Source organism: Streptomyces sp. NPDC103540, from assembly GCF_055584445.1.
In genome coordinates, this window is the sequence record NZ_JBVJMA010000015.1 from 142,159 (window position 1) to 154,855 (window position 12,697).

At 74.0% G+C, this 12,697-nt stretch carries 10 protein-coding genes; 6 read left to right on the plus strand and 4 right to left on the minus strand.

The window, feature by feature from the left end; genetic code table 11:
• Positions 1–7: 7 nt before the first annotated feature.
• The gene (locus ACZ6ZI_RS31210; protein ID WP_469526422.1) at positions 8–826 is read right to left on the minus strand and encodes an isocitrate lyase/PEP mutase family protein; all 819 of its coding nucleotides are present in this window, start codon (positions 824–826) and stop codon (positions 8–10) included.
• Between the two features lie 194 nt (positions 827–1,020).
• Complete coding sequence (locus ACZ6ZI_RS31215) at positions 1,021–2,139, minus strand: threonine synthase (RefSeq protein ID WP_469526426.1); 1,119 nt, start codon at positions 2,137–2,139, stop codon at positions 1,021–1,023.
• 219 nt (positions 2,140–2,358) lie between these two features.
• Between ACZ6ZI_RS31215 and ACZ6ZI_RS31220 the strand changes: the two genes are divergently transcribed.
• The 6 genes from ACZ6ZI_RS31220 to ACZ6ZI_RS31245 all read left to right on the plus strand — a co-directional run bounded on the left by ACZ6ZI_RS31220 (position 2,359) and on the right by ACZ6ZI_RS31245 (position 9,575).
• On the plus strand, positions 2,359–3,933 hold the full coding sequence (locus ACZ6ZI_RS31220; protein WP_469526429.1) for a S8 family peptidase: 1,575 nt from the start codon (positions 2,359–2,361) through the stop codon (positions 3,931–3,933).
• Between the two features lie 267 nt (positions 3,934–4,200).
• Complete coding sequence (locus ACZ6ZI_RS31225; protein WP_469526431.1) at positions 4,201–4,953, plus strand: GntR family transcriptional regulator; 753 nt, start codon at positions 4,201–4,203, stop codon at positions 4,951–4,953.
• 284 nt (positions 4,954–5,237) lie between these two features.
• Entirely contained in the window at positions 5,238–5,432 is a 195-nt protein-coding gene (locus tag ACZ6ZI_RS31230; RefSeq protein WP_363053093.1) for an SPOR domain-containing protein, read from the plus strand.
• Between the two features lie 173 nt (positions 5,433–5,605).
• Positions 5,606–6,004: a (deoxy)nucleoside triphosphate pyrophosphohydrolase gene (locus tag ACZ6ZI_RS31235; RefSeq protein ID WP_469526435.1), complete on the plus strand. Its 399-nt coding sequence runs from the start codon at positions 5,606–5,608 to the stop codon at positions 6,002–6,004.
• A 318-nt stretch (positions 6,005–6,322) separates the two neighbouring features.
• Complete coding sequence (locus ACZ6ZI_RS31240; RefSeq protein ID WP_363053413.1) at positions 6,323–6,751, plus strand: ATP-binding protein; 429 nt, start codon at positions 6,323–6,325, stop codon at positions 6,749–6,751.
• Between the two features lie 235 nt (positions 6,752–6,986).
• Positions 6,987–9,575, plus strand: coding sequence for a SpoIIE family protein phosphatase (locus ACZ6ZI_RS31245; protein ID WP_469526572.1), 2,589 nt, complete (start codon positions 6,987–6,989; stop codon positions 9,573–9,575).
• A 61-nt stretch (positions 9,576–9,636) separates the two neighbouring features.
• On the opposite strand, the gene ACZ6ZI_RS31250 is transcribed toward ACZ6ZI_RS31245, so the two are convergent.
• Together ACZ6ZI_RS31250 and ACZ6ZI_RS31255 are read right to left on the minus strand one after the other, a co-directional pair.
• Positions 9,637–10,356 (minus strand): PspA/IM30 family protein, encoded by a 720-nt coding sequence (locus tag ACZ6ZI_RS31250; RefSeq protein ID WP_469526437.1) that lies wholly within the window; start codon positions 10,354–10,356, stop codon positions 9,637–9,639.
• Positions 10,357–10,431: 75 nt separating this feature from the next.
• Positions 10,432–12,540, minus strand: a complete 2,109-nt coding sequence (locus tag ACZ6ZI_RS31255) for a TPM domain-containing protein (protein ID WP_469526574.1) — start codon at positions 12,538–12,540, stop codon at positions 10,432–10,434.
• Positions 12,541–12,697: the final 157 nt, after the last annotated feature.

Genomic DNA, 12,697 nt, shown 5'->3' on the forward strand with positions numbered 1-12,697 from the left:
CGATTTCTCAGCCCTTGAGCAGGGCGTTCAGCTCCCCGTACGGGAGGGCCCCGGCGAGCGCCCCGTAGCCGCCGCCGGCGAGGATTTCCTCGGTGGCGCGACGGGCCACGGCGTAGGCCGTCTCGGCGACCCAGCTGCCGAGGCTGACGCGCGCCACCCCGAGGGCGGCGAGTTCGGAGACCGTCGGCGCGCCGGGGGCGGCGAGCACGTTCAGCGGCGCCCCGACGCCCTTGACCAGCTCGGTGATCACGGCCGGGTCGACGACCCCGGGCACGAAGACGCCGGTGGCACCCGCCCGGAGGTAGGCGGCGGCGCGGGAGAGGGTCTCGTCGAGCCGGGACTCCGGGGCGCCGAGACCGAACAGGAAGGTGTCGATGCGGGCGTTGACGTACAGCGGGACCCCGGCGGAGTCGGCGGCGGCCCGCGCCGCGGCGAGCCGCTCGGCGAACTCGGCGGGGGAGCGGGTGCCGTCCTCGATGTTCACGCCGACCGCGCCGGCCGCCAGGACCCCGGTGATCGTCTCGCCGACGGCCTCGGCGTCGGCGCCGAAGCCGCCCTCGATGTCGGCGGTGACGGGTACGGAGACCGCGTCGACGACCCGGCCGATCAGGTCCAGGGCCCGGTCGCGGGCCAGGAGGTCCCCGTCGGCCGCGCCCAGGGACCAGGCGACGCCCGCGCTGGTGGTGGCGACGGCGGGGGAGCCGGCCGCCTCGACGACGCGGGCGCTGGCGACGTCCCAGGCGTTGGCGAGGGCGAGGGGGGAGCCGGGGACGTGCAGTGCGGCGAAGGCCTCGGCGCGGGCGGTCAGGTCGTGTGTGGTGGTCATGGGGTCAGTTCAACAGATCGCGCCGCCCGGGTCCGGCGGATTTCCGACACGACCGGCCCCCGACGACCGGCCCCGCCCACGACGGTCCGCGACGACCGGCCCCCCAGCCGGCCCCGCGCCGACGGCCGGTCCCGCGCCGACGACCGGTCCCGCGCCGACGATCGGCCCCGGCGCGCCGGGGTCCGGGGGCGCTCCTACGGGGCCGGGGCCAGACCCGACTTGGCGCCGGCCCCGCACAGCGGCAGGACGGCGGTACGGCCCTGGAGCGGGTCCCCGGGAGCGCCGGGGCCCACTGCGGCCCAGCAGGCCGCCGCCGTCGGTTCCACGAAGAGGCCGCGCCGGGCGAGGTCCCGCTGGGCGGCGCGCAGCCGATCGTCGGGGACCGTCAGGAAGGTCCCCCCGGACTTGCGTACCGCGGCCAGGATCTGCCGGGCGCGCGGCGGGGCCGGGATGGCGATGCCCTCCGCCAGGGTGGGCCGCTGCTCCACGGGTTCGACGTCCTCGGCGCCGGCGGCGAAGGCGTTCGCCAGCGGTGCCACGGCCTCGGCCTGTACGGCGATCAGCGCGGGCGGTCGTACGCCGCGCCGGGCCAGCTCCTCCGCGGCCAGCGCGGCGCCCAGCAGCAGGGTGCCGTTGCCGACGGGGAGCACCAGGGCCTCGGGCAGCCGTCCGCCGAGGGCCTCCCAGATCTCGTACGCGTACGTCTTCGTCCCGTGCAGGAAGTACGGGTTGAAGACGTGGCTCGCGTAGAAGACGCCGGGGGTGTCGGCGGCCCGTCGGGCGGCCAGGGCGGTGTCCTCGCGCCCGCCCGGGACGACGCGTACGGTCGCCCCGTGGGCGCGGATCTGCTCGGTCTTCTTCTTCGAGGTTGCCTCGGGCACGAAAACTTCACAACTCAGGCCGGCCCGCGCGCAGTACGCCGCGACGGAGGTTCCCGCGTTGCCGCTGCTGTCCGCGACCACCCGGTCCGGGGCCAGCCGGCGGGCCACCTCGGCGAGCATGACGGCGCCCCGGTCCTTGAAGGACAGCGTCGGCATGAGGAAGTCGAGCTTGGCGTGAATCCGCTCGGCGAGCGGTACCAGCGGGGTGTGCCCCTCGGCGAGGGTGACGGCGAAAGCGCCCGGTAGCGGCAGGGCGGAGGCGTAGCGCCACAGCGAGGGGGGTCCGGAGGCCGGATCCAGGACGCCGGCCGGATTCGGTGCGAAGTCGAGGTCCCAGGGGCCCTCGCAGACCGGGCAGCACCAGGGCGCGGTCCGGACGTCCGCGCGCGTGCCGTCCTCGGGGCAGAGGTATCCGGGAAGTGCGTGCGTCATGTGCGGAGCACCTTTGCCCTTTCATGGCCGTTGTATGGCACGGATGTTACGCGTCCGTTGTCCTCTTGTGGGACGGCGCGGGGGTGGGTCAACCTTTCGGAGGCGACGGCCCGTTGAGCACGGCGGCTTGTCATGGTCATGTCTACCGGCATGGTCCGGCGTCGTGTCCGAGGGGCCCGTCGACCCCCCGCAACGCACCACCAAGAGGAGGACCCTCGCATGTCAGTGATGCGTACCACCCGCCGCAGGTTCGCCGGCGCCGGCGCGATAGCCGTCGTCGCCCTCGCGCTCGGCGCGGCCTCCGCGTTACCCGCTTCCGCCGTCGACAACACCCCGTGGGGCGTCATCGAGAACGCGGATGCCGCCGGGGCCGTCCCCGGCAGCTACATCGTCACGCTGAACGACTCCGCCGCCCGCTCCACCGCCGAGAGCGGCAAGGCGGTCGCCAAGCGGTACGGAGCGAAGATCGACCGGACCTACAGCTCGGCCCTCAACGGCTACTCCGTGGAGGTCTCCGAGGCGCAGGCCAGAAAGCTCGCCGCGGACCCGGCCGTGAAGTCGGTCGTGCAGAACCGCGTCTTCACCGTCGACGCGACCCAGCCCAACCCGCCGTCGTGGGGCCTGGACCGCATCGACCAGCGGAGCCTCCCGCTCGACCAGAGCTACACCTACCCGGACAAGGCCGGTGAGGGCGTCACCGCCTACATCATCGACACCGGCGTGCGCATCACCCACCAGGACTTCGGCGGCCGGGCCTCCTACGGCTACGACGCCATCGACAACGACAACACCGCCCAGGACGGCCACGGCCACGGCACGCACGTCGCCGGCACCGTCGGCGGCACCGCGCACGGCGTGGCCAAGAAGGCCAAGATCGTCGGCGTCCGCGTGCTCAACAACCAGGGCTCCGGCACCACCGCCCAGGTCGTCGCCGGCATCGACTGGGTGACCCGCAACGCGGTCAAGCCCGCCGTGGCCAACATGTCCCTCGGCGGCGGGGCGGACTCCGCGCTCGACACGGCCGTGCGCAACTCCATCGCGGCCGGCATCACCTACGCCGTCGCCGCGGGCAACGAGTCGACCGACGCCTCCACCAAGTCCCCGGCCCGCGTGGCCGAGGCCATCACCGTCGGCTCGACCACCAACACCGACGCCAAGTCGAGCTTCTCCAACTACGGCTCGATCCTGGACATCTTCGCGCCCGGCTCCAACATCACCTCCACGTGGGGCACCGGGGACACCGCCACCAACACCATCTCCGGTACGTCGATGGCCTCCCCGCACGTGGCCGGCGCGGCGGCGCTCTACCTCTCGCAGAACCCGGCGAGCACCCCGGCCCAGGTCTCCGCGGGCCTGGTCGCGGCGGCCACCCCGAACGTGGTCACGGGCGCCGGCTCCGGCTCCCCGAACCGACTGCTGAACGTGGGCGCGTCCACCAACCCGCCGAACCCGGGCACCCGCTTCGAGAACCTCAACGACTACGCGATCAACGACAACTCAACCGTCGAGTCGCCGATCACGGTCAGCGGGATCTCCGGCAACGCGCCCTCGAACCTCAGCGTCCCCGTCGACATCAAGCACACCTACGTCGGTGACCTGAAGGTCGACCTGGTCGCCCCCGACGGCTCGGTCTACAACCTGCGCAACCGCACCGGTGGAAGCGCCGACAACATCATCCAGACCTTCACCGTGAACGCCTCCTCCGAGGTCGCCAACGGGGTCTGGAAGCTGCGGGTCGCCGACCTCGCGGGAGCGGACGTCGGCAAGATCGACTCCTGGGCGCTGCAGTTCTGATCCCCGGCCGGGAGATATGACCTCCGCCCGGGGCACCGGGCGACGAGGAGCGCGACCGCAGGGCTGGTTCGCGCGGTGAACGCGGGGGCGACCGAGCAATCGGTCGCCCCCGTCGCCGTTTCCGCTCCGGGCCCTTGTGGGTAACGCGCGGTAACGGGTTTGAGTGACCAGCCTTCATCACTTCGGGTGAAACTCTGGCCCGTGCTTGCGCAGCTCAACCGTCGGTTGCCAGGGTGTAGCTGTCTGTCAACCTGATGGGAGTGGCGAGTGACTTTCGGTGAGCAGCCGGCCTATCTTCGCGTCGCCGGGGATCTGCGACGGAAGATCGTCGACGGTTCCCTGCCCCCGCACGCCCGGCTCCCGTCCCAGGCCCGCATCCGCGAGGAGTACGGCGTCTCCGACACGGTAGCGCTGGAGGCGCGCAAGGTCCTCATGGCGGAGGGCCTCGTCGAGGGCCGTTCGGGTTCGGGTACGTACGTGCGGGAGCAGCCGGTGCCGCGCCGGGTGGCCCGCTCCGGCTACCGCACCGGCGGCGCGTCGACCCCCTTCCGTCAGGAGCAGGCGGACTCCGGCGCGCGGGGCACGTGGGAGTCGAGCAGCGAGCAGGAGGAGGCCCCGGCCGACATCGCCAAACGGCTCGGCATCGAGCCCGGCGACCGGGTCATGCGCACCCGGTACGTCTTCCGGGACGCGGGCGAGGCCATGATGCTCTCCACCTCCTGGGAACCCCTGGCCGTCACCGGCCGGACCCCGGTGATGCTGCCCGAGGAGGGACCGCTCGGCGGTTCGGGGGTCGTCGACCGGATGGCCGCCATCGACGTCGTCGTGGACAACGTGGTCGAGGAGGTCGGCGCCCGACCGGGCCTGGCCGAGGAGATCATGTCCCTCGGCGGGGTCCCCGGACACGTGGTCCTCGTCGTCAGCCGCACCTACTTCGCCTCGGGCCGCGCGGTCGAGACCGCCGACGTGGTCGTCCCGGCCGACCGCTACCGCCTCTCCTACCACCTGCCCGTCCGCTGAGCCCGGGCCCGCCGTGACGGACCGTCACGGCCGCCGTACCACCACCCCGCCGAGCGGCGGCGTCACCGACGCCGCCGCTCTCGCGTTTCCGGCGCCGCCCCGCGCCCGGCGCGCCCCGGCGCGCACCGGCTCACACGGCCCGCTCGTACGCCTGGCCGGATGCGTACGCCCCCGAGGTACCTCTTCGTGAAAAACCGTATCCGCTCAGTAAAGGTCGGGCGTAAGCTCCGGCATATGCGCAATGCGGTTTCCTGGGCAGGTACATCGGCGGAGGGTGAAGCGCGATGAACGACAGCGGTGCCCTGCTCGCATGGCTGGTCATACGTCAGGACGACAACGGCAACCGCTACCGGGTGGGTCGGTACGCCACCCGGGCCGAGGCCCAGAAGGTCGTCGACAGCCTCGACGACCGGGGACACAAGCAGCTCTACTGGGTCGAGCGGATCGGACAGGGCAGCCAGACGGCCACCACGAACTGAACGTGGCGGCGCGGCCCTGACGAGCACCGGGAAAGCACCGAGAAAGAACCGAACGAGCGTCGAACGAGCGCCGAACGGGCACGTGCACGATCCCGAGCGCGATCCCGAGCACGAGGACCGGCCCGGGAGCGGGTCCGGAACGGCGTCGAACGGCCTTGGCATAGGCTCCGCCCATGACGGTACGCGTGGTCGTGGGCGGAGCCCTTTGTCATGACGGGCGCCTGCTGGCCGCCCGGCGCAGTGCGCCCCCCGAGCTCGCCGGCCGCTGGGAACTCCCCGGCGGAAAGGCCGAACCGGGCGAGACCGTCCCCGAGGCGCTGGTCCGCGAACTGCGCGAGGAACTCGGCGTCGAGACCGAGGCGGTGGAGCGGATCCCGGGGGAGTGGCCGCTGAAGCCCGGCCTGGTCCTGCACGTGTGGACCGCACGTCTGCTGGCCGGGGACCCGACGCCGCTGGAGGACCACGACGAGCTGCGCTGGCTCGCCCCGCACGAGCTGGATTCGGTCGACTGGCTCGACCAGGACCGCCCCGCCGTCGCCGAGGCCGGACGCCGTCTGAGCGCGGAGCGGTGAGGGGCGCGCGGGAGGGGGCGCACCCCCGCCCGCGCGTGCGGATCCCCCTCCGGTCGAGCGCCCGCCGGGCCCGCGGCGTACCGTGGGGCGAGACGTCCGGCCGCGCGGGCGGGCGCCCTGCCGCGCCCCGCGCGCCGCACAGTGGGGCGCATCGGGGCGCGTGACGCGCACGCCGTAGGCCGTCCGCGCCACAGTGCGCCGGTGCGTGACGGATCGAGTGGTACGACGCCTCGAATATCGGGTATGTCGCTATTAGTCCCAATCTCGTCCCCCTTTCGTCCCCGACGAACCGGACTGGGGTCGCTGGTGGCCCGGGAAGTGATCGGCGTGATCGACACAGACGGTGAATGCGCCGAGTGGGCCTTTCCCGCCGAGCCCGGTGCCGTTCGCACCGCCCGCCACGCCGTGCGCGGCACCCTCCGCTCCTGGGGCCTCGACTCCGTCGGCGACGTGACCGTCCTGCTGGTCAGTGAGCTGGTCACCAATTCCCTGCGCTACGCCTCCGGCCCCATCGGGGTCCGTCTGGTACGCCGCAATCCGGCCGCCCCCGACCACCCGGGCGGCCCCGCCCTGCTGGTGGAGGTCTCCGATCCGCTTCCGGATCCGCCCCGCGAAAGGGTGGCGAAACCCGACGACGAGGGGGGCCGGGGACTCCACCTCGTGGCCGTCTCGGCGCAGCGCTGGGGAACCCGCCACGGTAAATCGGGCAAGACGGTGTGGTTCGAGTTGGCTCTTCCTGGTGAGTAACAAGGAGAAGGGTGGCAGGGGGTCTCCCGGACGGCGCCGGGGAGACCGCCCGGCGTGGCCGGAAAACAACGGGACCCTTTTGTGATCGTGAACGCCGTGCCGTACGGGGCCGTGGTGCTGAATACTTCGGTCATGGCCGGTCCGGTTGCGGTGAGCTGGAGGGGACGGTCGCGTGAGCGAGATACCTGCGCAGGCACATCAGGCCCGAGTGTCCGAGGAGACGTGGCACGACTCCTTGTGGCACAGCAGCCCGCCTGGCTCGATATATGACTACATAAAGGTCGCTTCGTTCTCGATCGGTCCGGACGGGCTCGTCGACCAGTGGAGCCTGCGCGCCGAGGAGCTGTTCGGGCTCACCGCCGCCCAGGCGGTCGGGCGCGATCCGGTCGAGGCGTTCATGCCGCCGGACCTCCGGGCCGGCGGGCACCGCAAGGTGGCCGAGATCCTCGACGGCAAGGAATGGACCGGTCTGATCCCCTTCCGGATCCCCGGGGGCGGCGGCGCCCACGGCGTGGCCGAGATCTATGTGATGCCGACCCAGACCGAGACCGGCGAGCGGGCCGCCCTGTGCGTCGTGGTCGACGTACGCGCCCTGCGCCGCATCGAATCCGACCTTGCCGCTTCGCAGGCCATATTCGGCCAATCTCCCTTCGGTTTCCTGCTCTTTGGTACGGACCTCACCGTGCAGCGCGCCAACCGCCGCTTCGCGACCGTCTTCGGCGGCGCCGCCGAGGAGCACCGCGGCCGGACCGTGCACGACTACCTGCCCGCGCACGAGGCCGACCGGATGTCCGAGGCCCTGCGACGGGTGTTGGAGACCGGCGACTCCGTCACCGACCTGAGGATCACCGGCGCGGCCCCGGGCAGCCGCGACAACCGCCACTGGTCCATCAACCTCTACCGGGTCCACGGCGGTTCCGGCCGCCCCGTCGGCGTCGCCGGCATCGGCACCGACGTCACCCGCCGCCACCTCGCCGCCCGCGAGGCCGCCGGCGTACGGCGCAACCTCGCCCTCCTCAACGAGGCCGGGCACCGCATCGGCAACTCCCTCGACCTGGAGACCACCGCCCGCGAGCTGCTCGATGTCACCGTGCCCGGCTTCTGCGACCTGGCCGCCGTCGACCTCTACCAGGGACTGCTGCTCGGCGACGACGACCGGCCCGCCCGACCGCAGGGACCCGGCGTGCCCACGCTGCCCGGCCAGGGCGCCGGGCGGGCACCGTCCGCCCCGCTGCGCCGGGTGGCCTTCGCCTCCGCCGTGTCCGACGCCCCCCTGTCGGGTTCCGGCGCGCCCGTCTCCGTGGGGGAGACGCACCGCTACCCGGCCGCCTCGCCCGAGGCGCTGGCCCTGCGCACGGCCCGCACCCGGCTCGTCGAGGGGGGAGCCGCCGACGCCCTCGTCCAGTCCACCCTGATCGTGCCGCTGGTCGCCCACGACACGGTGGTCGGCCTGGTCCGGTTCTCCCGTACGAAGGGCAGCGAGCCGTTCGGCGAACGCGACCGGGCCGTCGCCGTCGAACTGGCCGCGCGGGCCGCCGTCTGCATCGACAACGCGCGCCTGTACCGGCGCGAACACGAGCGGGCGCTGATACTCCAGCGCAGCCTGCTGCCCCCCGGCGACCCCGAGGCGGCCGGCCTCGACATCGCCTGCCGCTACCTGCCGGGCAACGCCGCCACCGAGGTCGGCGGCGACTGGTTCGACGTGATCGAACTGCCCGGCCACCGCACCGCCCTCGTCGTCGGCGACGTCATGGGCCGGGGCCTGCGCGCCGCCGCCGCCATGGGCGAGCTGCGCACCGCCGTCCGCACCCTGGCGCTCCTCGACCTGGAGCCGGCGGAGGTGCTCACCGCGCTCGACGAGGTCGCCCGAGGCCTCGGCTCCCACGGGGGCCCGGCGGGCTCCGAGGGCCCCGGCGGCTCCCAGGCCTCCCGCGCGGCCCTGCACACCCGGGACGCCGACCGCTCGGAGGTGTACCTCGCCACCTGCGTGTACGCCGTCTACGACCCGGTCACCCGGCGCTGCACGATCGCCAACGCCGGCCACATGCCGCCCGTACTGGTCGAACCCCCCGAGGAGGGCGCCCCGCCCCGCCCCGGACTGCTGCTGGAGGTGCCGCCCGGGATGCCGCTGGGCGTCGGCGGCGAGCCCTTCGAGGAGGTCGAGGTGGAACTGCCGGAGGGCGCCCTCCTCGCCCTGTACACCGACGGGCTCGTCGAATCCCGCGACCACCCGCTGGACGAGGGGCTGCGCGGCCTGCGCGAGGCCCTCGCCGACCCCGTACGGCCCCTGGAGGACGTCTGCGACCACGTCCTGAACACCCTCGACACCCGGCACGGCGAGGACGACATCGCCCTGCTGATGGCGCGCGTCCAGGGCCTGCCCGTGGACGCGGTCGGCGACTGGCAGCTCCCGCGCGAGGCCCGCTCCGTGGGCCGGGCGCGGGAACTGGCGCGGGGCAAGCTGCCGGCCTGGGGCCTCGAAGGGCTGCTCGACACCACGGAACTGCTGGTCAGCGAGCTGGTCACCAACGCCCTGAGGTACGGGGAGGGCGAGATCCGGCTGCGGCTGCTGCTCGACCGGACCCTGGTGTGCGAGGTCTGGGACGCCAACCTGGCCCAGCCCCGCCGCCGCCGGGCCCGCGACACCGACGAGGGCGGCCGCGGCCTCCAGCTCGTCGGCCTGCTGTCCGCCGGGTGGGGCACCCGGCGCACGCACCGGGGCAAGACGGTCTGGTTCGAACTGCCGCTGCCGATGCCCGGGGGAGTCGGGGACGAGGCCGTCACCGAACTCTCGGCGGAGCAACTGCTCAGCATGTACGGGTAGGCCCCCACCTCGTGCGGGCACCGCGCCACCGCCACCGCGGCGCCCGCACGACGGTCCTCTCCTACGCCGCCCGACCGGCCTTGAGGGCGGCGAGGCGGGCCTCGACCTCCGAGGTCGCGGCGAGGTCGTCGAGCGCCTCGAACTGGGCGTCCAGCGAGGAAGCCGCCAGTTCGCTCTTGCCCATCGCCATGGCCTCCTCGCGGCGCACCTTCTCCTCGAAACGGTGCAGTTCGCTCGTCGGGTCCAGGACGTCGATGTTCTTCACCGCGTCCATCATCGTGTTCTGCGCCTGTGCCGTCTTCGCCCGCGCCACCAGCTCGTCCCGCTTGGACTGGAGTTCGGCGAGCTTGTCGCGCATCGAGTCCAGGCCCGCCTTGAGCTTGCCCACCACCTCCGTCTGCGCCGCGATCGTCGGTTCGGCCGCCGTCGCCTCCTTCTCCGCCCGCAGCTGCCGGCCGAGCGCCACCTTGGCGAGGTTGTCGAACCGGTCGGCCTCCGCCGTGCCACCGGACGCGCGCAGCTCGTCCGCCTTGCGGCTGGCCGCCAGGGCCTTGCCGCCCCACTCGGCGGCGGCGTCCGCGTCCTCCTTGTGGTCGGCCTCCAGCATCCGCAGGTTCCCGATGGTCGTGGCCACCGCCTGCTCGGCCTCCGAGATGTTGTTCGTGTAGTCGCGGATCAGTTGGTCGAGCATCTTCTGCGGATCCTCCGCCTGGTCCAGCAGGGCGTTGATGTTCGCCTTCGCGAGCTGGGTGACACGGCCGAGGATGGTCTGCTTGCTCATGACGGTTTCTCTCCCGGTTGCTGGTGAGGGGCATCGGTCGTGCGGGCCCGCGACGCGTGCGTGCGGGCGCGTCGGTCAGAAGCGGCCGCCACCGCCCATCCGGCCGCGGGTGCCGCCCCCGCCGAAGGTCCCGGGACCGCTCCCGCCACCGCCTCCGCCGAATCCGCCACCGCCTCCGCCGAATCCGCCCCCGCCGCCGCCGAATCCACCCCCGCCGCCGCGTCCGCCGCCGCCGAAGCCGCCGCCTCCGCCCCGCAGGATCTCGCCGAGGATGATCCCGCCCAGGACGGCGCCGCCCCGCCCGCCGCCCGCGCGCCGCCCCCCGTACGGATCGCCGTACGCCGCCACGTCCCGCTCCGCCTCCCCCTGCGCCTCCCGCGCCAGCGCGTCCGCCCGCTGCGCCTCCGCCAGGGCGGACGTCGGGTCCGTCCCGGCCAGGGACAGCGACCGCTCCAGGTGCCGCTGCGCCTCCGCCAGGCGGGTGCGGGCCCGGCTGCCGACCGCGCCCCGGCTGGTGGTCACGTAGTCCGTGGCCGCGCCGATCGCGCTCCGGGCCGACAACAGGGCCTGGTCCAGCAGCTCCGCCGCCCGCCGACGGCCCGACTCCCTTTCCCGCGCCCCCGCCAGGGCCTCGTCGAGCGCCGCGTCCGCCTCCTCGACCCGGCGCAGGGCGTCGATCGGGTCGTACCGGCCGGCGCCCTGCTCCCGGCGCACGTCCGCCACCACGGCGCGGGCCCGGGCGATCCGGCCGCGCAGGTCCGCGGTGGAGGTGCCCTCGGTGGTGCCGGTGAGCAGCCCCTCCGCGTCCGCGAGGTCGTCGTCCGTCTCGCCGAGGGTCCCCGGCAGCTTCCCGGCCGCCTCCGCCAGCTCCCGCGCCCGCCGCTCCACCGCGTCCACCAGCGTCGCCGCCTGGTCGACGGCGCCCTCGGCGGCCCGGACGTGCACGGCCGCCCGCCCGTTGTCCGCGGCGTCGAGGGCCGCCCGCGCCTCGCCGAGGTGGGTGGTCGCGAACAGCAGCCGGTCCTTGGCCTGTTCGGCGTTGGAGGCCACCGGCGCGGACGCGGAGTCCGCGTAGCGGCCCGTCAGCGCCGTCAGGGTCGCCTCGGCGGTGGTCGTGCGCCCCGTCAGGGTCCGGAAGTGCGCCTCCACGGTGGCCAGGGCCTGAGGGGCGTTCTTCTCCAGGTCCCGCAGCCGGTCGAAGTCCGCCGACTCGGCGTCCAGCCGCCGGTTCGCCTCCGTGCACCGGGCCACGATCTCGTCCAGCATCCGGCGCCGGGTCGCGTCGTCCTCCGGGTAGGCGTCGTCGAGCTGCTGGCGCAGCCGGAAGGCCTGCGTCAGCTCGCTCTTGGCGTACTCCACCGCCTCCGTGAACGCGCCGACCGCCTCGTCGCCGAACTGGGCGGTGGCGAAACCCAGCTCCTCGGTGCTGGTGCGCACCGCGTCGTCGGTCTCCACCAGCAGGGCCTTGGCCCGCGCGTCCAGTTCCGGCAGCGGGCTCCGCGCCGCGCCCGGCCCCTCCCATCCCTGATGGCCGGTGGAGGTGCCGCGCCCCGCGCCCCCGCCGCGCTTGCGGCGCGTGTAGGCGTACGCGCCGAGGGCCCCGGCCGCGCCGACGGCGACCACCGGCAGGACGAAGTCACCGGCCCCCGTGGCACCGTTCGCCGCGTCCCCGCCCGGGTCCCGCTCGCCGGGGGTGAGGGTCGGCGTCGGCACCGGGAGCCCGCCGAGCACCGCGTCGTAGCCGTTCGCCGCGCCGATCGCGGCGCCCGCCCAGTCGTCGACCCGCAGGGCCGGCTCGATGGCGCTACGGGCCACCTCGGCCAGTTGCTCCCGCGTGAACCCGGAGTCCACGTCCGCCGAATAGGCGTACTGCCGGGCGCCCGTGGCCACCGCCAACAGGACGTCGTCCTGCCCGAGGCCGTTCTTCTGCGCCGTGGCGTCCGCCCAGCCCTGCGCCGAACGACCGGAGAAGTCGTCGACGTACGTCACGAACAGCTGGATCCTCCGGTCGGCGTACAACTTCTCCAACGCGGCGGTCACGGCGGGGACCCGGTCGCCCAGCGCCCCCACGCGGTCGGTGATCTGCCCCTGCCCCGAGAGGGTGACGGGATCCTCCGCGCGGGCCGGCGGCGCCCCGACCACCCCCCAGCCGCCGAGCGCGAGCAGCGCGGCGGCGAGGGCCAGGCAGCCGCGCGCGGCCGTGCCGGAGAGGGCCTTGCTTCGCGTCCTGCTTCTCGGCGGATACACATTTGGGAGGTTATGGGCCGCTACGTGCCCCCGCACCCCGAGCACGGAGACCCGCGCCGCGCCGCGGCCCGCGCCCGCGCCCGCTCCGGCGCGG